Annotated in this window: 21 protein-coding genes; 9 read left to right on the top strand and 12 right to left on the bottom strand. The window is 67.8% G+C overall.

Annotated elements, in window-relative coordinates; genetic code table 11:
- Positions 1-44: 44 nt before the first annotated feature.
- Positions 45-1799, top strand: coding sequence for a fatty acyl-AMP ligase (locus RN629_RS04425; protein WP_407034062.1), 1755 nt, complete (start codon positions 45-47; stop codon positions 1797-1799).
- Between the two features lie 129 nt (positions 1800-1928).
- On the opposite strand, the gene RN629_RS04420 is transcribed toward RN629_RS04425, so the two are convergent.
- Together RN629_RS04420 and RN629_RS04415 are read right to left on the bottom strand one after the other, a co-directional pair.
- On the bottom strand, positions 1929-3311 hold the full coding sequence (locus tag RN629_RS04420; RefSeq protein WP_407034061.1) for a hypothetical protein: 1383 nt from the start codon (positions 3309-3311) through the stop codon (positions 1929-1931).
- Between the two features lie 155 nt (positions 3312-3466).
- Positions 3467-3610 carry a hypothetical protein gene (locus RN629_RS04415; protein WP_407034060.1) on the bottom strand — a complete coding sequence of 48 codons (144 nt, stop codon included), beginning with the start codon at positions 3608-3610 and terminating at the stop codon, positions 3467-3469.
- 52 nt (positions 3611-3662) lie between these two features.
- Here RN629_RS04415 and RN629_RS04410 point away from each other — a divergent pair, with 52 nt between their 5' ends.
- Complete coding sequence (locus tag RN629_RS04410) at positions 3663-4037, top strand: isochorismatase family protein (RefSeq protein WP_407034059.1); 375 nt, start codon at positions 3663-3665, stop codon at positions 4035-4037.
- Positions 4034-4495: an SAM-dependent methyltransferase gene (locus RN629_RS04405; protein ID WP_407034058.1), complete on the top strand. Its 462-nt coding sequence runs from the start codon at positions 4034-4036 to the stop codon at positions 4493-4495. The genes RN629_RS04410 and RN629_RS04405 overlap by 4 nt, the downstream gene beginning before the upstream one ends.
- 70 nt (positions 4496-4565) lie before the next feature.
- On the opposite strand, the gene lpdA is transcribed toward RN629_RS04405, so the two are convergent.
- The 4 genes from lpdA to RN629_RS04385 form a co-directional block, all read right to left on the bottom strand.
- Positions 4566-5978, bottom strand: coding sequence for a dihydrolipoyl dehydrogenase (gene lpdA, locus RN629_RS04400; RefSeq protein WP_407034057.1), 1413 nt, complete (start codon positions 5976-5978; stop codon positions 4566-4568).
- Between the two features lie 64 nt (positions 5979-6042).
- Entirely contained in the window at positions 6043-6438 is a 396-nt protein-coding gene (locus RN629_RS04395) for an acyl-CoA thioesterase (RefSeq protein WP_407034056.1), read from the bottom strand.
- A complete protein-coding gene (locus tag RN629_RS04390) occupies positions 6435-6647 on the bottom strand; it encodes a hypothetical protein (RefSeq protein WP_407034055.1) in 213 nt (70 codons plus the stop codon). The genes RN629_RS04395 and RN629_RS04390 overlap by 4 nt, the downstream gene beginning before the upstream one ends.
- 20 nt (positions 6648-6667) lie before the next feature.
- Positions 6668-7975 carry a pyruvate dehydrogenase complex dihydrolipoamide acetyltransferase gene (locus RN629_RS04385; protein ID WP_407034054.1) on the bottom strand — a complete coding sequence of 436 codons (1308 nt, stop codon included), beginning with the start codon at positions 7973-7975 and terminating at the stop codon, positions 6668-6670.
- Between the two features lie 128 nt (positions 7976-8103).
- Between RN629_RS04385 and RN629_RS04380 the strand changes: the two genes are divergently transcribed.
- Together RN629_RS04380 and RN629_RS04375 are read left to right on the top strand one after the other, a co-directional pair.
- Entirely contained in the window at positions 8104-8559 is a 456-nt protein-coding gene (locus RN629_RS04380) for a universal stress protein (RefSeq protein WP_407034053.1), read from the top strand.
- Between the two features lie 124 nt (positions 8560-8683).
- On the top strand, positions 8684-9943 hold the full coding sequence (locus RN629_RS04375) for a M20/M25/M40 family metallo-hydrolase (protein WP_407034052.1): 1260 nt from the start codon (positions 8684-8686) through the stop codon (positions 9941-9943).
- A gap of 160 nt (positions 9944-10103) precedes the next feature.
- On the opposite strand, the gene RN629_RS04370 is transcribed toward RN629_RS04375, so the two are convergent.
- The 4 genes from RN629_RS04370 to RN629_RS04355 form a co-directional block, all read right to left on the bottom strand.
- Complete coding sequence (locus RN629_RS04370; RefSeq protein WP_407034051.1) at positions 10104-11093, bottom strand: RcnB family protein; 990 nt, start codon at positions 11091-11093, stop codon at positions 10104-10106.
- 121 nt (positions 11094-11214) lie between these two features.
- Positions 11215-11709 carry a GAF domain-containing protein gene (locus RN629_RS04365; RefSeq protein WP_407034169.1) on the bottom strand — a complete coding sequence of 165 codons (495 nt, stop codon included), beginning with the start codon at positions 11707-11709 and terminating at the stop codon, positions 11215-11217.
- Between the two features lie 146 nt (positions 11710-11855).
- Positions 11856-12281, bottom strand: coding sequence for an alternative ribosome rescue aminoacyl-tRNA hydrolase ArfB (gene arfB, locus RN629_RS04360; protein WP_407034050.1), 426 nt, complete (start codon positions 12279-12281; stop codon positions 11856-11858).
- Between the two features lie 13 nt (positions 12282-12294).
- Positions 12295-12939, bottom strand: coding sequence for an RluA family pseudouridine synthase (locus RN629_RS04355; protein WP_407034049.1), 645 nt, complete (start codon positions 12937-12939; stop codon positions 12295-12297).
- A 49-nt stretch (positions 12940-12988) separates the two neighbouring features.
- On the opposite strand from RN629_RS04355, the gene RN629_RS04350 reads away from it, so the two are divergent.
- Complete coding sequence (locus tag RN629_RS04350) at positions 12989-13759, top strand: M15 family metallopeptidase (protein ID WP_407034048.1); 771 nt, start codon at positions 12989-12991, stop codon at positions 13757-13759.
- 60 nt (positions 13760-13819) lie between these two features.
- Here the strand turns inward: RN629_RS04350 and wrbA are convergent, their stop codons facing one another.
- A complete protein-coding gene (wrbA, locus tag RN629_RS04345; protein ID WP_407034047.1) occupies positions 13820-14422 on the bottom strand; it encodes an NAD(P)H:quinone oxidoreductase in 603 nt (200 codons plus the stop codon).
- A gap of 31 nt (positions 14423-14453) precedes the next feature.
- The gene (locus tag RN629_RS04340) at positions 14454-15188 is read right to left on the bottom strand and encodes a pirin family protein (protein ID WP_407034046.1); all 735 of its coding nucleotides are present in this window, start codon (positions 15186-15188) and stop codon (positions 14454-14456) included.
- A 152-nt stretch (positions 15189-15340) separates the two neighbouring features.
- Between RN629_RS04340 and RN629_RS04335 the strand changes: the two genes are divergently transcribed.
- The 3 genes from RN629_RS04335 (at position 15341) to ctrA (ending at position 18175) form a co-directional block, all read left to right on the top strand.
- Positions 15341-16267 (top strand): LysR family transcriptional regulator, encoded by a 927-nt coding sequence (locus RN629_RS04335; RefSeq protein WP_407034045.1) that lies wholly within the window; start codon positions 15341-15343, stop codon positions 16265-16267.
- Positions 16264-17349 carry an AI-2E family transporter gene (locus tag RN629_RS04330; RefSeq protein ID WP_407034044.1) on the top strand — a complete coding sequence of 362 codons (1086 nt, stop codon included), beginning with the start codon at positions 16264-16266 and terminating at the stop codon, positions 17347-17349. Before RN629_RS04335 ends, RN629_RS04330 begins: the two co-directional genes overlap by 4 nt.
- 115 nt (positions 17350-17464) lie before the next feature.
- Positions 17465-18175: a response regulator transcription factor CtrA gene (gene ctrA, locus RN629_RS04325; protein ID WP_407034043.1), complete on the top strand. Its 711-nt coding sequence runs from the start codon at positions 17465-17467 to the stop codon at positions 18173-18175.
- Positions 18176-18242 lie beyond the last annotated feature (67 nt).

Genomic DNA, 18242 nt, shown 5'->3' with positions numbered 1-18242 from the left:
GCAAGGCGCGGCGACGCAAGAGCATAAGGATTGAAGGCAAGGCCATGACGATCGAGCACCATCAGGACGACGCGCGCGGGATCATCGCGACGCCGACCGGAGATGCGCTGCCCCGCCGCTTCGCCGATTTCGACACGCTGGGCGAGGCGCTGGACTATGCCGCCTCCGGCGCGCGCGGACTGAACTTCCACGATGCGCGGGGCGCGCTCGCCCGCCCCTATCCTTTCGCCGAACTGCGCGCCGACGCGCTGACCTGCGCCCGCCGCCTGATCGCCAGCGGCGTTCGGCCCGAAGACCGGATCGCGCTGGTCGCCGAAACGGGGCCGGAGTTCGCCGCGCTGTTCTTCGGTGTGGTCTATGCAGGTGCCTGGCCGGTGCCGCTGCCGCTGCCCACCTCGTTCGGCGGCCGCGAGTCCTATATCGAACAGCTTCGCGTCCAGCTGGCGAGTTGCGATCCCAAGATGCTGATCTTTCCGCCCGAACTGGCGCAGATGGCGGGAGAGGCCGCCACGCTGGCCGGGGTCGAGGGGATCGACTGGAACCGTTTCGCCGAGCGTGAGGCGCCCGAGGCCGAACTGCCCAAGGCCGATCCCGAGGCGATCGCCTATCTGCAATATTCCAGCGGCTCGACGCGCTTCCCGCATGGCGTGGCGATCACGCACCATGCCCTGCTCAACAATCTGGCCGCGCACAGCCACGGCATGAAGATCCAGGAGAGCGACCGCTGCGTCTCGTGGCTGCCCTGGTATCACGACATGGGGCTGGTCGGCTGCTTCCTGTCGCCGGTCGCCAACCAGGTGTCGACCGACTATCTGAAGACCGAGGATTTCGCGCGCCGCCCGCTCGCGTGGCTCGACATGATCAGCCGCAATCCGGGCACCTCGGTCAGCTATTCGCCGACCTTCGGCTATGACATCTGCGCGCGCCGCATCTCGTCACAGACCAAGGCGTCGGACCGGTTCGACCTGTCGCGCTGGCGGATCGCGGGCAATGGCGCGGACATGATCCGCCCCGACGTGATGCAGTCCTTCGTCGACGCCTTTGCCGATGCGGGCTTCCCGGCCACCGCCTTCCTGCCCTCTTATGGCCTGGCCGAGGCGACGCTGGCCGTGTCGATCATGCCGCCGGGCGAGGGCATCCGCGTCGAGCTGGTCGAGGAAACCCAGCTGTCGGGCGGGGCGCGCGGCACCGACCGGCCGCAGCGTTTCCGCGCCATCGTCAATTGCGGCCGCCCCGCGCGCGACATGGTGATCGAAATCCGCGAGGAGGACGGCACCCCCCTGCCCGACGGCGCGATCGGCAAGGTATGGTGCAAGGGACCGTCGATCATGGTCGGCTATTTCCGCGATCAGGAGGCGACCGACGCCTGTCTGGTCGATGGCTGGCTCGACACCGGCGACATGGGTTATATGTCCAAGGGCTATATCTACATCGTCGGCCGCGCCAAGGACATGATCATCGTCAACGGCCGCAACCACTGGCCACAGGACATCGAATGGGCGGTCGAGCAACTGCCGGGCTTCAAGGCGGGCGACATCGCCGCCTTCGCCATCACCACGCCGGGCGGCGAGGAAACCCCCGCCGTGCTGGTCCAGTGCCGCAGCTCGGACGATGAGGAGCGTCTGCGCCTGCGCGACGAAATCCGCGAGCGGGTGCGCGCGGTGACGGGGATGAACTGCGTGATCGAACTGATCCCGCCGCGCACCCTGCCCCGCACCAGTTCCGGCAAGCTGAGCCGAGCCAAGGCGCGCAACCTGTATCTGGCCGGCGAGATCAAGCCATACGACGTCGCGGCGTGATATCGTCCTGAAAAGGTCTCAAAAGGGCTCGGTCGCAAGGCCGGGCCCTTTTTCATGGCGACCGCCCATGCTGAAGGTCGGCGCCCGCGTCCAGCCGGAGCGATGTCCAAGGCAATGCCGCGCTCCGGTTCATTCCAGCATCGCGTGATAGCTTTGCGGCGGCAAGGGAAGGGTCAGCCGCGCCGTCGCCCCTAGCGCGATGACGATCGACAGCGCCACCGCCATCGGCCATCCGATCCGCCGCCCGCCCCGCCATGGCGGCATCAGGACCGTACCCAGCGCGCAGGCGACGACCGGCCAGAGATGATAACGGAAGTCCGACGCCACGCTGATCACCAGAAAGCTCGCCTCCAACCCCAGCGCCGAGACGAACAGCGCGCCCGCCATCCCCTGCCCGCGCGTCGCCGCCGCGCCCGCGAGCGCGACGATGATCCAGGCGATCGGCCACATGATCGGCCAGTCGCCCCAGTCGCCGGCCATGCGCTGCCACGCCAGCGCGACGCGCCCCGGCTGGCCGAGGCCGAGCGTGTTGGGCTCTGACCCTTGCGGCGGACTGGCGTTCAGCCAATGGGCGGGTACCCAGAACCGCCAGCTCGAATTCACATGGGCCTGCCGATGCGCGGCATAGACCAGCGGATGATGCAGGATGGCGGGCACCAGCATCGCATAGATATTGCCCGGCGGCATCACCTCGAACCGATGCAACGCTTCGCCGCACCGCGACGGCTCGCCCAGCGGATCCCAGAAAAAGGGCTTCACGCAATGCTTCGCGCGGATCGTCGCAACCTCCGCCGCGGTCAGCCCGAGCGTCGGGTCCTCGGGCGCCCGAGACGCGATCGCCGACAGATCGTACAACGCCTGCGACCGCGCGACGCCGCTGGGCGATGCGGCGAGCAGCCGGTGATTGATCGTCGGTGCTGCGCCCAGCGTCACCAGGGTCAGCGCGACGGTGATCCCGATCCGCGGCGGCCAGCGCGGCGTCACCAGCAGGGCAACCAGCGGCGCGATGGCGAAGACAGCATTGACCCGGACCAGCGCGGCATAGACCAGCAGCAGCGCCGCCCCCGCCCAGCCGCCACGCGGCACCGCCCGCCCGCGCAATCGCCACCAGGCGATCAGCCCGGTGGCCGCGACCATCGCCGCGGCCATCTGCGCGTCCTTGACCACCGTCGCCTGCCAGCCGAGCCAGGGCGGGACCAGTCCGATCGCCAATATGAGCAGCGCCGCGCGCGGCCGCCGATCCACGATCGCCGCCGCGATCCCGCCCAGGCCCAGCCACCAGCCACCCAGTTGCAGTGCCAGCATCGGCCACGCCCCGCGATGCCCGAACACCGACCAGAGCCGCGCCATGATCGGCGGATGCCAGTCGTCATAATGTCCGGTCAGCGCCTGCGCATATTGGCCGACGCTGTCATATTGGACAAAGCCCGGCGCGAAGACCGCGAGACTGAGCCCGAACAGGACCAGCGTGGCGACGACGATGCGTAGACGATGGCTATGGGCTCGGGTCATGACAGACGCCATCGATGCGGCCAAAACCGGATATTACGCAAGCGGAATGCGGTGCGCCGCAATATGGCGATGCCCATCGGGGCTGGCAGCGCCCGGCCGAGCCTGCCAAGACCACTCCTGCCAGGAAAGGACAAGCCGTGCCAGGCGACGCAGCGTCATTGATCATCGATATGCAGATGATGATGCAGCACCGGATCGAGGACGGGCGCCCCCGTGTCAAGTCCGGCGCGCCCGCCGCCATCGAAACGCTCGCCATGGCATTTCGTAAGGCGGAGCGCCCCGTGATCCATATCCGCCATGCCGAACCGATCCCACCTCGCCCCTGCAGCCGGATGTGCCGGGATATCCCCCATGCCCTGCGCCCGCGACCATCCGGGCGAGACCATATTGGTGAAGACTACCTCCTCAGCCTTTCCCTGCACCAGTCTGGAGGGTCATTTGCGGGAACGAGGCATCACGCATCTGGTCGTCGTCGACGCGGTGGCGGGGTTCTGCGTCAACTCGACGGGGCGCTCGACGAGCGATCTGGGCTTTGCGGTGACCGTCGTGACCGACGCCGTGATCGGCTTCGACCTGCCCTCGGCAGGCCGCGATGCGCAGACGATCTTCCACGTGACCATGGGCCTGCTGGAAACGGGCTTCGCCGAATTGGGCGAAAGCGATGCGGTCATCGCAAAGCTGTCGATGCCGAAGTTGCAATCGAGCACCAGGGAGACACAGTCATGACCTACGCGATCGAAGCGATCGGCCATGTGCATGGCGGCCGAAGCGATCCCATTGACGACAACTGGGGTGCCAGCCGCTCGGTGATCGAACTGGACCGATCCCGCTTCGGTCCCGGAGCACTGGCCGGACTCGAGGCGTTCAGCCATGCGGAGATTCTGTTCCTGTTCGACCGGGTTCCATCGGACCGGATCGAAACAGGGGCCCGTCATCCGCGTGGCCGCGATGACTGGCCCCTCACCGGCATTTTCGCCCAGCGTGGCAAGAACCGGCCCAACCGCCTGGGCATTACGATCTGCCGTATCGAGGCGGTCGATGGCACAAGCCTCACGGTTGAGGGACTGGACGCGATCGACGGTACGCCGGTCATCGACATCAAACCGGTGATGCGCGAATTTCTGCCACGGGGCCCGGTGACACAGCCTGATTGGGTCGCCGAACTCATGGCCGCCTATTGGTAGGGTTTGCCGCCAAACGAAAAAGGGGCCCGCGGATGCGAACCCCTTTCCGATATCCGACCGGACGGTCCGATCAGATGTGGATCGCACGCCCGTAAGCGGCCAGCACCGATTCGTGCATCGATTCCGAGATGGTCGGGTGCGCGAACACCGTTTCCATCAGCTCGGCCTCGGTCGTCTCGAGCTGGCGGGCGACGACATAGCCCTGGATCATCTCGGTCACTTCCGCGCCGACCATGTGCGCGCCCAGCAATTCGCCGGTCCTGGCGTCGAACACCGTCTTCACGAAACCTTCCGCCTCGCCCAGCGCGATCGCCTTGCCGTTGCCGATGAAGGGGAACTTGCCGACCTTCACCTCATATCCGGCGTCCTTGGCCTTCGCCTCGGTCAGGCCGACCGACGCGACCTGCGGACGCGAATAGGTGCAACCCGGGATATTGCCCTTGTCCATCGCATGCGGGTGGACATCCTTGTTGCCCAGCGCCTGCGCGATGGCTTCGGCGGCGATCACGCCCTCATGGCTCGCCTTGTGTGCCAGCCACGGCGCGCCGGTCACGTCGCCGATCGCCCAGATGCCGTCGACATTGGTGCGGCCATAGCCGTCGGTCTTGATGTGGCCGCGATCGGTCGTGACGCCCAGCGTCTCCAGACCGATATTCTCGGTGTTGGGGACGATGCCGATGGCGACGATCGCATGGCTGAACTCGGCGGTCTCGACCTTGCCGTCGGGCCCCTTCATCGCGGCCTTCACGCCCGACGCCGTGGCTTCCAGCTTTTCCAGACCGGTCTTGGTCTTGATGGTCATGCCGAACTTGGTCAGCTGCTTGGTCATGAAGTCGCTGACTTCGACGTCCTCGACCGGCATGATCCGGTCGAGCATCTCGACGATGGTCACTTCCGCGCCCATGTCGTTGTAGAAGCTGGCGAACTCGACACCGATCGCGCCCGATCCGATGACCAGCAGCTTGGTCGGCATGGCGGGCGGCACCATCGCATGGCGATAGGTCCAGATGCGCTCGCCATCCGTCTTGGCGAAGGGCAGGTCGCGGGCGCGGGCGCCGGTGGCAACGATGATGTGCTTGGCGGTCAGCTCGGTGGTCTTGTCGCCCTGGATGACCGACAGCCTGCCCTTTCCGGTGATCGTGCCGACGCCCTCATGGACGGCGACCTTGTTCTTCTTCATCAGCCCCTTGACGCCCGCATTGAGCTGGCCCGCGACCTTGCGACTCCGATCGACCACCTTGTCGAGGCTGAACGAGGGCTTCTCGACCGACAGGCCGTATTGCGCGGCATGGGTCATATAGTGATAGACCTCGGCCGAGCGCAGCAGCGCCTTGGTCGGGATACAGCCCCAGTTGAGGCAGATGCCGCCCAGCCGCTCGCGCTCGACGATCGCGACCTTCAGGCCAAGCTGGCTCGCGCGGATCGCCGCGACATAGCCACCGGGGCCGGAGCCGAGGACGATAAGGTCGTAAGTGTCAGCCACTTTGCTCTTCCTTCTGAACGCGCGCCTTGGCGGTGCGTGGGGTGCGACCCCGAGTAAATGTCAGTCAGTCCTGGCCCGGAGCCATCGGTGGAACCGGGCGAGGCTTGCGATCCTTGTCGGTCGCGACGAACACGAAGCGCGCCTGGGTCACCCTGGTCGCGTCCTCCATATGGCGGGCGCGGCGCCAGGCCTCGACCTCGATCGACATCGACGTGGTGCCGACGCGGACGAGCTGGGCATAAACCGACACCTCGTCCCCGACGAGGACGGGGGCGTGGAACTTCATACCCTCGACCGCGATGGTCACCGCCCGGCCGCCCGAGTGGCGCGACGCCACCGAGCCCGCCGCGAGATCCATCTGGCCCATCAGCCAGCCGCCGAAGATGTCGCCATAGGGATTGGCATCGCCCGGCATGGCAGTGACGCGGATCGTGGGGTTCAGGTCGGGGAGCGTGGTCATGACTCGGCGTGCCTCCGCGCCAGACGGTCGGCGATATGCGCGCGGTGGAGCGGTCCGATGCCCATCACCACCGTCGCCAGCATCGCCGCCGCCCCGCACCACCAGATTTCGGTCCGCGCCAGCGGATAGGCCCAGGCGGCGGCCCAGGTCATGACCAGCGCCACCCCCAGTCCGAGGATGATGTAGAACAACTCGATCAGCGTCCGCATGGACCGCGCGCCCGTTTGGATCAGGCCAGCATCGCCAGCGGGCGCTCGACCAGCTCCTTGAACACCTTCATCAGCTCGGCGCCATCGGCCCCGTCGATCGCGCGGTGATCGAAGCTGCCGGTCGCCGACATGACGGTCGCGACGCCAAGCTGGTCGTCGACGATGTACGGCCGCTTCTCGCCCGCGCCGATCGCCAGGATCATGCCCTGCGGCGGGTTGATGACCGCCTCGAACTGCTTGATGCCGAACATGCCCATGTTCGAGATGGAGGCCGTGCCGCCCTGGAATTCATGCGGCTGCAGCTTGTTGTCGCGCGCGCGTGTGGCCAGGTCCTTCATCGTGGTCGAGATGGAGGACAGCGAGCGCGTATCCGCCTCCGACACGATCGGGGTGATCAGCCCCGCCGGGGTCGACACCGCGACCGAGATGTCGGCGCGCTTGAAGCTGATGAGCTGGTCGGGCGTGAACATGACGTTGCACTTGGGCACCGCCATCAGCGCGACGCCCAGCGCCTTGATGAGCATGTCGTTGACCGACAGCTTGACGCCGCGCGATTCGAGACCGGCGTTCAGTTCGCCGCGCAGCTTGAGCAGCGCATCGAGGCGCACATCCACCGTCAGATAGATGTGCGGCACCTGCTGCTTGGATTCGGTCAGGCGGCGCGCGATCGTCTTGCGCATGTTGGACAGCTTCGACGCTTCGTACGGGATATCCGGCACCTGCGCGGGCTTGGGCGCGGAGACCGACGCGGTTTCGACCGGGGCCGACGCGGCGGCGGCGGGCGCGGCCTTGGCCTGACCCGGCTGCGCATTCTCGACATCGGCCTTCACGATGCGGCCGTTCGGGCCGGAGCCGGTCAGCGTCGACAGGTCGAGCCCCTTTTGCGACGCGATGCGGCGCGCCAGCGGGCTGGCGATCGCCCGCCCGCCCGAGGCGCCCGCGCCACCCGTCCGGCTGCCCGAATCGGCGGGCCGCACTTCAGGGGCCGTCGTGCCGGGCGCGGGCGAAGCGGTCGGTTCGGCGGGTGCGGGCGCAGGAGCGGGTGCGTCCGACTTGGACGGTGCCTGGATCGCCGACGCATCCTCGCCTTCCTCGGCCAGGATCGCGATGACGGTCCCGACCTTCACATTGTCGGAACCCTCCGACACCAGGATCCTGGCGATCACGCCTTCATCGACGGCCTCGAATTCCATCGTGGCCTTGTCCGTTTCGATCTCGGCCATGATATCGCCGGACTTCACGGTGTCGCCCTCCTTCACCAGCCACTTGGCCAGCGTGCCCTCCTCCATGGTCGGCGACAGCGCAGGCATCTTGATCTCGATCGACATGGAGGACCTCTCGGGCAAACGAATTCCGTAGCGGCCCGTCTCTTGCGCCCGAATTGCGCCCGGTCAAGTCATGGCCTTGCACGAAATACGATGTAACGGCATCCTTTCGGGCGATTAAGGGGGGAACCATGCGTATCTATCTCGTCGTGATCGATGACAGTCCCGAAGCCCGCATCGCCCTGCGCTTCGCCGCGCGGCGCGCGGTCAAGACGGGCGGCGGCGTCGAGATTCTCACCCTGCTGCCACCCCAGGAATTCATCGCATTCGGCGGCGTGCAGGCGACGATCGAGGACGAGGCACGGCAACAGGCCGAGGCGCTGGTCGCCAGCGCCGCCGGAACATTGCTCGACGAATCGGGGCTGCGCCCGTCGATCACCGTGCGCGGCGGCGACGGCCCCAAGGTGATCCGCGAGATGATCGCCGCCAATCCCGACATCGCCGCGCTGGTCCTGGGCGCGGCGGCGAGCGGCGCGCCGGGCAAGCTGGTCAGCCATTTCTCGGGCACCGATGCGGGCGCGCTGCCGGTCCCGGTGATGATCGTGCCGGGCTCGCTGACGCCGGAGGCGATCGATCGGTTGAGTTGACGCGACATCGGCCACGCCCATGCGGGGATGCCGTCCTCGGATGCCCTCCAAACCTCGGGCGGGACCGCTTCGGACATGGGAGCCGCCCCTTGCCTCGTCTTTTCCGCTCGGCCAGTCTGAGGCGATGATCCTTCCCCTGCTTCTCGCCGCCGCCACGCCCGCGGCCGCCCCCTCCCCCACCCGCTTGAAGGCCGATGTGGAAGCGCTGGTCGGCTTCGGCACGCGTCACACCCTGTCGACCACCACCGACCCCCGACGCGGCATCGGAGCCGCCCGCGACTGGGCCGCCGCGCAGTTCGAGACGATCGCGAAGGGATGCGATGGCTGCCTCCGCGTCGAGCGGATCAATCGCCGCTTCACCGGCCCACGCGCGCCGAACGGGGTGATGGTCGAGGATGTGCTGGGCATTCAGCGAGGGCGCGACCCGAATCGCGTCGTCATTGTCGGCGCGCATATCGACAGCCGCGTGACCGACGTGATGGACGCGACATCCGACGCGCCGGGCGCCAATGACGATGCCTCGGGCGTGGCGCTGGTGCTGGAGGCCGCGCGCCACCTGTCCCGGCAGCAGTTCGACGCCACCATCGTCTATGCCATCTTCTCGGGCGAGGAACAGGGGCTGTGGGGCGCGACCCTGCTCGCCGATACCGCCCGGGCGCGGCAGTGGCGCGTATCCGCGATGCTCAACAACGACATCGTCGGCAACACGGTCGGCCAGGGCGGCGTGCGCGAGGCGCGCTGGGTCCGCGTCTTTTCAGAGGGGATTCGCGCCTCCGAAGACCTGGCCGGCCAGATGCAGCGGCGCGGCAATGGCGGCGAGGATGACGGGCCCAGCCGCGCGCTGGCCAAGGCCGTCCATGGCATCGCCGACAGGCTGGGCGGACTGGCCGTGTTCGTCGACCGGCGGCCCGATCGCTTTGGCCGGGGCGGCGATCACGAGCCTTTTCTGAAGCTCGGCTATCCGGCCATACGCTTCTCGGTCGCCAATGAGGATTGGGACGCGCAGCATCAGGATCTGCGCAAGGACGGCGCGGTCGCCTATGGCGACACGATCGACAAGATGGACTTTCCCTATCTGGCGAAGGTGACGGCGATCAACATCGCGACGCTCGCCCGGCTCGCCGCCGCGCCGCCCGCCCCCGACATGGTGACGAGCAGCGGCGCGCTGTCCCGCGATACGCAGGTGGAATGGCCCGCCGTCCCCGGCGCGGTCCGCTATCGCGTCCACTGGCGGCGCAACGACCAGGCGGACTGGACCCAGTCGCGCGATGTGACCGGGACCAGGACCGTGCTGCCGCAGGTGCCGGTGGATGACTATTTCGTCGGCGTGTCGGCGGTGGGAGCCAATGGCGCGGAGAGCCTCGTCACCTTTGGCGGGCGCTGATCCGCGCGAGTGGCGGGCGCTGATCCACGCAAGCGACAGGTGCCGATCAGCGCGCCCCCCGGATTATGGGAAGGATGCCGCCCCGAGGGAGTAAGGCGGGGCGGCATCCCAATATTCGACCCGGCGTCTCTCAGGTCGAAATCCCCCCTGGGGGAGCGCTTTAGCGACGAACACGCTTGCCGCGAACCGGGCCGCGGCGTGGGGCGGAACGCACCACTTGAGTCGTGCTGGTCGTCGTTGTCGTCGTAACCGGGGGCTGTTGTACCACAACCGTGGTCACTGTGGGAGCGGGATAATAATAACCCCCGTCGAAATAGCCCGATTGTCCTGACGCCAGCGTCCCGACGGTGGTGGTCGTCGTCACCGTCGAGCCATCCCGCGTCACCCAGCGTTGACCGGTGGCGGGGGGCGGTGGCGGCGGGGCCGGATAATCGCCGGGATAGCCATAGTCGGGCCGCCCATAATCGTCATATCCCGGCTCCATATGGCGACGGCGATCCTCGGCACGGTCGATCGCATAGCCCGCCGCTGCGCCCACGCCCGCACCGATCAGCGCGCCGCCGAGCCGGTCCCCGCGCCCGGCGATCGCGCCCCCCGCGACGCCGCCCGCCACCGCCCCCATGGCCGCGCCGCCCAGGCCGGAGTCGCGACGCTCGGGCCGTGGCGGCGGCGGCGGATAGCCCGCCCCGGCATAGCGGGGCGTGGCCGGGCCATCCCACTCCACGTCATACACGCTGTCATAGACCGTGCCGCGCGAATCGATCAGCACCGCATCGTCATAATAGCGCGACCAGCGATAGCCGGCGGGCGGCTGTGGCAGGCGATAGGCGGCCCAATCCTCGACCGCGAAGCGCGATCCGCTCCAATAGCCGGGCAGGGCCGTACCGCGCACCGGACGGCGATAGGCGGTCCAGCCACCGGGGGCATTGGCCCCACCCCACCAGCGGCCATCGACCCTGCTGCCCCAGCGCTGCGATGCGGCCCGCGCGTCACCGACCGTCCGGGTGGTGACCACGGGGCGGTCCATGCTCGGCGGGGCGGTGTCGATCGCCGGACGGGGATAGCTGGCGCCAGCGCGCGACTGCGCGAGGGCGGGCGTCGCAACACCGGTCACGAGGCTAAGGGCGATCAGGGGCGAGACGATCCGCATGGCGTGATGATTTTCCCGTGTTCAAAAGGCCATGGCGTCTCTCCACGCGCATTGGCCACCACGGATTTTGTATCACCCGGACGCCCGCGCCGATAGCGGCGCGGTCCGTCCCGAATCAGGATCAGGCCAGCATCGCCGCCAGCCGGGGCGCGAGCAGCGTCATCAATGCCTCGCATCCCGCCTGATCCTCCGCATCGAAGCGGCCGGGCGCCGGGCTGTCGAGGTCGAGGACACCCAGAACATGGCCGTCATGGACGATCGGCACGACCAGTTCCGATCGGCTCGCCGCGTCGCAGGCGATATGGCCGGGAAAAGCATGGACATCAGCGACGCGCTGGGTCTCGCCGGTGGCGACGGCGCTGCCGCACACGCCCTTGCCGACCGGGATGCGGATACAGGCCGCCTTGCCCTGAAACGGCCCCAGCACCAGTTCGTCCGCCACCATGCGGTAGAAACCGGCCCAGTTGAGATCGGGCAGATACTGCCAGATCAGCGCCGAGGCATTGGCCATATTGGCGACCGCATCCGCCTCCCCCGCCGTCAATGCGTCGAGCGCGGCATGAAGATCGCGGTAAAGCTCCGCCTTCGATCCGGCGGCGATGTCGAACTGATACATGCCGGCCGATGTAGGCGCGGCGGACCGCCCCGTCATCCCCCGATCGGGCCCCGATCGGCGAAACGCCCGCCCATCGCCCGTCGAGCCGGGTCCGTCATCCTGCCGCACATCCTCCGCCTGCACCGCGCGATGGCGCCCGGCGGGCGTCAGTCGAACCGCACCTTCCCGCGTCCGGCCTTCACCGCGCTGCGGCCCTTCTTCGCATCGACCCGGCGCGTCTGGGACGCGCGGGTGGGCTTGGTCGGGCGGCGCTTCTTGGGGACGATCGTCGCCTCGCGGATCAATTCGACCAGCCGTTCGCGCACCTCGCGCCGGTTCATCTCCTGCGATCGGCTGGCGTCGGCACGCAGGGTCAGCACGCCGTCCCTGGTCAGCCGGCTCCCGGCCAGCACGGCCAGCCGGTCCTTCACCATCTCGGGCAGATTGGGCGACCCGGCCACGTCGAAGCGCAGCAGCACCGCGCTGTCGGTCGTGTTCACATGCTGCCCCCCCGGCCCGGAGGCACGGGTGAAGCTTTCGACGACCTCCCGCTCGTCGATCGCGATGGCGCGGGTGACGGGGATCAGCGCCATCGCCGTAGCCGCGCTATCGCGCGAACGCGCCGAAGCGTTCGGGAATCGGCGCCTCCGCCGTGATCGGGTCCTTGGCATCCCCGCGCGGGACGGTCAGGCTGGCGGCGTGGAGCAGCATGCCGCCCGCATCCGACCGGCCATAGACCGGATCACCGATGACCGGCGCGCCCAGGCCGGTCGCGGCATGAACGCGAATCTGATGCGTGCGCCCGGTTTCGGGGCGGAACTCGACCAGCGTCCGCCCGCCTTCGTGGCGCAGCGCGCGCCAGGCGGTGCGCGCGGCCTTGCCCGCCGGGTCGGCGACGATCCGCCAGCCGGTCTCACGAGTCGAGACCTTTGCAAGCGCCAGGTCGATCATCCCCTTGCCTTCCACCACGCCGTCCAGCACCGCCAGATAGCGTTTCTGGACCAACCCGGCCTCGAACGCCTGCTGGAACCGGGCATGGGCCTTGGGATTGCGCGACAGCAACAGGCATCCGCTGGTGTCACGGTCCAGCCGATGCACCGCCTGCGGCCAGCGCTTGAACCCGAATTTCAGCGATTCCATATGGTTTTCAAGACTGATCGACCCGTCGCGGGGTCGATCGACGGGCAGGCCCGCCGGTTTGTCGATCACCAGCGCCTCGCCGTCGATGAATAGTACGCGATCTCCGTGCATCGCGCTCCCTTGCCACCGCGCGCGTCGACATGCCAGAGGCGCGCGCGTCATGCCGACCGTTCTTGTCCCCCTGTTCCGGTGCGCCGCGCTGCTGGCCATCGCCGCGACGCCCCTCATGGCTCAAGCGCAGTCCTGTGGCGGATCGCTGCCGCCGCCGGGCCCTGATGGACGAGTCGCCGGGCATTTCGCCTATGGCGACGCGCCGCCGGGCGAGATCGTGCCCGCGCCGCCGGGCTTCGGGCTGAAACCCTATTGCCAGCTCAACCGGGCGATGCTGCCCGATCTGGAACGGCTGCTCGATGCGGCACGGCGCGATCCGGCGGTGGGGGGCGAGTTGCGCGGACTGTCCTGCCACCGTGCAGTCGCCCGGCAACACAATGTCTTCTGTCGCGAACGCAACATCTCCGCCGCCGAACGCGCCATTTCGGTCGCCCCCGCCGGGCATAGCGAACATGCGACCGGCTATGCGATCGACTTCGCGGTTCGCCCCGCGCATGGTTGTCCCGATGCCGAGGGGTGCATGGCCGCGCTGCCCGCCGCGCGCTGGCTGATGGCGAACGCGCCGCGCTATGGGTTCGAAATGAGCTTTCCCGCCGGCAACCGGCAGCATGTGAAATGGGAGCCGTGGCATTGGCGCTGGGTCGGCACCAGCCCGAATGCGCCCGGCGCGGCGCAGGCGCGGGCCGTGTTCGCCCGGGCACGCGCGCGCTTCCCGGCGAATCCGGGGGTGCGCGATCCGCTGAAGGTCCTATTGACCGGCCAGCCGCCGGTCCCGGTCCAGCCCGCGGCCCCGGCCGGGAAAAAGCGGAAGCGGCGATAGCGGCCCGTCACGCCCCCGCGAAAAGCGGGGGCACCGTCGTCCGGCACCCCCGCTCCTGCCTCATCCGAACAGCTTGGCGGCCGTCTCGGCGATGCGCTTGCCCTGATAGCGGGCGCCGTCCAGATCGACCTGGCTCGGCTGGCGGCTGCCATCGCCGTCCGCCAGCGTCGACGCGCCGTAAGGCGTGCCGCCATGGACTTCCTTCACGCCCATCTGGCCCTGGAAGCCATAGTCCAGGCCGACGATCGTCATGCCGTGATGGATCAGGTTGGTCAGGACCGAGAACAGCGTCGTCTCCTGCCCGCCATGCTGGCTGGCAGTCGAGGTGAAGGCACCGCCGACCTTGCCGACCAGGCCGCCCTTCATCCACACGCCGCCCGTGGTGTCCCAGAAGGCCGCCATCTGGCTCGCCATCCGGCCATAGCGGGTCGGCGTGCCGACGACGATCGCGTCATAGTTCATCAGCGCATCGGGCCCCTCGATCTCGGGATGCGCGGTGTCGGTCTTGAAACCGGCGGCCTTCACCACCGCGTCGGGCGCGGTTTCGGCGACGCGGCGGATGTCCACCTCGGCCCCGGCCGAACGCGCGCCCTCGGCGATCGCGTCGGCCATCTGCTCGATATGACCATAAGACGAATAATAAAGGACCAGAACCTTGGCCATGTCACATACTCCCTTGGCAAACAGGTTGAACTTACTCGGCGTCGACCAATACGATCTCGGCATCCTCGATCGCGGTGATGGTCACGGACCGGCCACCTGCTTCGGTGGCCGAAAGCGCCGCACCGTCGCGTGCCGCGAACGGCACACCGTCGATTTCGATCCGTCCCGTGGCGGGGACGAGATAGACATGACGCCCCTCGCCCACCTCATGGGTCACGCTTTCCCCGGCGCGCAGCGTCGCGCCCAGCACACGGGCATCGGCGCGGATGCGCAGCGCGTCGCCATCCTGCTCGAACCCGCTGGCCAGCGTGACGAACCGGCCGGAGCGCTCGCCCTTGGGAAACGGCTTCGCCCCCCAGCTCGGCTGGCCGCCACGGCTGCGCGGTTCGATCCAGATCTGGAAGAGCGTGGTCGGCTCGGCCTCCAGATTATATTCGGCGTGGCGCACGCCCGACCCCGCGCTCATCACCTGCACGTCGCCCGCCGCCGTGCGGCCGACATTGCCCATCGAATCCTGATGGGTGATCGCGCCGGTGCGGACATAGGTGATGATCTCCATGTCGGCATGCGGGTGCGGCGGGAAACCGGCGTTCGGGGCGATGACATCATCGTTCCAGACGCGGATCGCGCCCCAGCCCATGCGGGCGGGATCATAATAATTGGCGAAAGAGAAATGATGGCGCGCATCGAGCCAGCCATGATTGGCATGGCCAAGACTGTCGAAGCTGCGCCGCTCGATACCATTTTCGATCATGGTCGTGGTCATGGGGCGTCTCCTTGTGTTGGTGCCAAGATAGGGCGGATTATGGTCGCGTAAACGGAAACGCTGGAAACCGATCGTTTCCACGTTCATTGTAGCGCCAGGCCGACCGCCACAAGGTCGCGCACGGGCCCGGAGGGGTGCCAAGGGGGGTGTCGATGCGTCTGCCGGATCTGGAAGCCTGGGCGATCTTCGCCGCCGTGGTCGAGCATCGCTCGTTCAGCGCCGCCGCCGACGCGATCGGCCTGTCCAAGGCCACCGTGTCCAAGGCGATCACCCGGCTGGAGGCCCAGCTCAACCAGTCGCTGTTCCACCGCACCTCGCGCCGTCTGGCGCTGACCGAGGCGGGCAAGCCGCTGGCGGATCATGCCGCGCGCATCCTGGCCGAGGCCCGCGCCGCCGAGGAAGCCGCGCGCGACGCCGCCAGCGCGCCCGCGGGGCGCATCCGGCTGGCCGCGCCCATGTCCTTCGGCAACACCAACATCGCCCCGCTGATCGCCGATTTCCTGGTCCTGCATCCGGGCATCGAGATCGAGTTGCACTTGTCCGACGCGCGGGTCGACATCGTGGCGGAAGGCTATGACATCGCGCTGCGCATCGCCGACCTGCCCGACAGCTCGCTGCGCGCGCGGCGACTGTGCGGGATTTCGACGCATGTCGTCGCCTCGCCGCGCTATCTGGCCGATCATGGTCGGCCGACCCATCCCAATGAACTCGGCGAGCATCGACTGCTCGGCTATGCCAATATCGTCGGGCCGTGGCGCTTCCGCCGGTCGGACGGCGCCGAGGTGTCGGTGCGCGCACAAGGCCCGCTGACCGCCAATAGCGGCGACGCGCTGGTGCCCGCCGTGCTCGCCGATCTGGGCATCGCGCGGCTGCCCGGCTTCATCATCGGTCCATATCTGGACAGCGGGCGCGTGACCGAGATCCTGACCGACTGGGCGCCGCCGGCCACCGGCCTGCACCTGCTGACCCCGCCCAGCCGCCTGCGCCCCGCGCGGGTCGAGGCGCTGATCGCCTGGCTTGTCGACCGGGTGCGCGATCCGTGCGCCATGGTCGGCCAGGCGAAGGACGCCGTCGCATGAACCGCCTGCGCCCCGATCAGGACGATAGCCGCTTCATCCGGCGGATCGTCATGACCCTGCTGATCCTGGCGGTCACCGCCGCGCTGTTGCGCGCGGGCAATCTGCTGATCCTCGCCTTCGGTTCGATCCTGGGCGCGATCGTCATCCACGCCGTCGCCGATCTCTATGCCGATCACCTGCGGGTCGGGCCGAAGCGATCGCTGACCCTGGCGATCGCGACCCTGCTGGCGCTGCTGGGCTTTCTCGCCTGGCTGTTCGGCGTCGCCTTTCGCCAGCAGCTCAACACCCTGGTCACCCAGTTGCCGATCCTGCTCGACCAGCTGGCGCGCTGGGCCTCGCAATCGCCGGTGGGGGACAAGATCGTCGATGCCGTCCGCGCCTCCTATGCGGGCAGCCGGGTGGCGCAGGATATCGGCGGCATCGTGTCGGGCGCGGGCGAGTTCATCCTCAATTGCCTGCTGCTTCTGGTCGGGGCGCTGTTCTTCGCCGCCGATCCGAAGGTCTATGAACGCGGCTTCCTGCTCCTCGTCCCGCGATCGATGCGCCCCGCCATGGAGGATGCGCTGTTCGACACCGGCTCGACCCTGCGGCTGTGGCTGCGCGCGCAGTTGATCCAGATGACGACGATGGGCGTGCTGGTCGGCGTCGGGTTGGCGATCGCGGGCGTGCCCTCGCCGGCGGCGCTGGGCCTGCTGACCGGGCTCAGCGAGTTCGTGCCCTATGTCGGGCCGATCGCCGCGATGCTGCCTGCGCTGGGGCTGGCGGTGCAGGGCGGCAATGGCGCGGTGATCGGCACGCTCATCACCTTCGCGATCGTCCGCCTGATCCAGACCAACGCGATCACCCCCTTCGTCACCAGCCGCGTCGTGGCGATCCCGCCCGCGATCACCCTGTTCGCGATCATCGGCATCGGCACCATCTTCGGCCTGTTCGGCCTGTTCTTCTCCGCCGCGCTGCTGGTCGTGCTGTTTACCCTGATCCGCAGCCTGTATCTGCGCGAAGTGCTGGGCGAGGATATCCCGCGGGCCGCGCACCAGACGTTGCTCGCCGCCAATGCGCGGCTCAAGTCCACCGAAGATTAATCCGGTTTAGGATCGAATTAACCTTTTGCGTTCATACCCGCATTGGTTAATGAATCGAATACCAGATCGCCGGGGGGCACCAAGCAGGGCGATTGCTCGCAAATGGGGACTATCGATGCGCGTATTGCTGATCGAAGACGAACCTACGACCGCCAAGGCCATCGAGTTGATGCTCGGCAGCGAGGGTTTCAACGTCTACACCACCGACCTGGGCGAAGAAGGCCTCGATCTCGGCAAGTTGTATGATTACGATATCATCCTGCTCGACCTGAACCTGCCCGACATGCACGGCTATGACGTGTTGAAGCGGCTCCGCGTCGCCCGTGTCGCCACCCCCGTGCTGATCCTGTCGGGGATCAACGAGATGGACTCCAAGGTGCGCAGCTTCGGTTTCGGGGCCGATGACTATGTCACCAAGCCGTTCCACCGCGAGGAACTGGTCGCGCGCATCCACGCCGTCGTCCGCCGCTCCAAGGGCCATTCGCAGTCGATCATCCGCACCGGCAAGCTGGCGGTCAATCTGGACGCCAAGACGGTCGAGGTCGACAATGCCCGCGTCCACCTGACCGGCAAGGAATATGCCATGCTGGAGCTGCTCTCGCTCCGCAAGGGCACCACGCTGACCAAGGAAATGTTCCTGAACCATCTCTATGGCGGGATGGACGAGCCGGAACTGAAGATCATCGACGTCTTTATCTGCAAGCTGCGCAAGAAGCTGAGCCTGGCCTGTGACGGCGAGAATTATATCGAGACCGTCTGGGGCCGCGGCTATGTGCTGCGCGAGCCGGATGAGGTCGGTCAGGAGGCACAGGCCGCCGTCGCCTGATAGGCCGTCCGGTTCCGATTCAAAAGGGCTGGCTCGCAACCGCGGGCCAGCCCTTTTCATTGTATCC

This window comes from Facivitalis istanbulensis (genome assembly GCF_040560405.1).
Lineage (GTDB): Bacteria > Pseudomonadota > Alphaproteobacteria > Sphingomonadales > Sphingomonadaceae > Sphingomonas > Sphingomonas istanbulensis.
The sequence above is the reverse complement of the archived record's forward strand: the minus strand, read 5'-3'. Positions and strand labels throughout refer to the sequence as shown.

Excerpts from the sequence above, each read along its gene's own strand:
- RN629_RS04425 (WP_407034062.1), top strand. The coding sequence starts at position 45 with ATGACGATCGAGCACCATCAGGACGACGCGCGCGGGATCATCGCGACG.
- RN629_RS04420 (WP_407034061.1), bottom strand. The coding sequence starts at position 3,311 with ATGACCCGAGCCCATAGCCATCGTCTACGCATCGTCGTCGCCACGCTG.
- RN629_RS04415 (WP_407034060.1), bottom strand. The coding sequence starts at position 3,610 with ATGGCGGATATGGATCACGGGGCGCTCCGCCTTACGAAATGCCATGGC.
- RN629_RS04410 (WP_407034059.1), top strand. The coding sequence starts at position 3,663 with ATGCCCTGCGCCCGCGACCATCCGGGCGAGACCATATTGGTGAAGACT.
- RN629_RS04405 (WP_407034058.1), top strand. The coding sequence starts at position 4,034 with ATGACCTACGCGATCGAAGCGATCGGCCATGTGCATGGCGGCCGAAGC.
- RN629_RS04395 (WP_407034056.1), bottom strand. The coding sequence starts at position 6,438 with ATGACCACGCTCCCCGACCTGAACCCCACGATCCGCGTCACTGCCATG.
- RN629_RS04390 (WP_407034055.1), bottom strand. The coding sequence starts at position 6,647 with ATGCGGACGCTGATCGAGTTGTTCTACATCATCCTCGGACTGGGGGTG.
- RN629_RS04385 (WP_407034054.1), bottom strand. The coding sequence starts at position 7,975 with ATGTCGATCGAGATCAAGATGCCTGCGCTGTCGCCGACCATGGAGGAG.
- RN629_RS04380 (WP_407034053.1), top strand. The coding sequence starts at position 8,104 with ATGCGTATCTATCTCGTCGTGATCGATGACAGTCCCGAAGCCCGCATC.
- RN629_RS04375 (WP_407034052.1), top strand. The coding sequence starts at position 8,684 with ATGATCCTTCCCCTGCTTCTCGCCGCCGCCACGCCCGCGGCCGCCCCC.
- RN629_RS04370 (WP_407034051.1), bottom strand. The coding sequence starts at position 11,093 with ATGCGGATCGTCTCGCCCCTGATCGCCCTTAGCCTCGTGACCGGTGTT.
- RN629_RS04365 (WP_407034169.1), bottom strand. The coding sequence starts at position 11,709 with ATGTATCAGTTCGACATCGCCGCCGGATCGAAGGCGGAGCTTTACCGC.
- arfB (WP_407034050.1), bottom strand. The coding sequence starts at position 12,281 with ATGGCGCTGATCCCCGTCACCCGCGCCATCGCGATCGACGAGCGGGAG.
- RN629_RS04355 (WP_407034049.1), bottom strand. The coding sequence starts at position 12,939 with ATGCACGGAGATCGCGTACTATTCATCGACGGCGAGGCGCTGGTGATC.
- RN629_RS04350 (WP_407034048.1), top strand. The coding sequence starts at position 12,989 with ATGCCGACCGTTCTTGTCCCCCTGTTCCGGTGCGCCGCGCTGCTGGCC.
- wrbA (WP_407034047.1), bottom strand. The coding sequence starts at position 14,422 with ATGGCCAAGGTTCTGGTCCTTTATTATTCGTCTTATGGTCATATCGAG.
- RN629_RS04340 (WP_407034046.1), bottom strand. The coding sequence starts at position 15,188 with ATGACCACGACCATGATCGAAAATGGTATCGAGCGGCGCAGCTTCGAC.
- RN629_RS04335 (WP_407034045.1), top strand. The coding sequence starts at position 15,341 with ATGCGTCTGCCGGATCTGGAAGCCTGGGCGATCTTCGCCGCCGTGGTC.
- RN629_RS04330 (WP_407034044.1), top strand. The coding sequence starts at position 16,264 with ATGAACCGCCTGCGCCCCGATCAGGACGATAGCCGCTTCATCCGGCGG.
- ctrA (WP_407034043.1), top strand. The coding sequence starts at position 17,465 with ATGCGCGTATTGCTGATCGAAGACGAACCTACGACCGCCAAGGCCATC.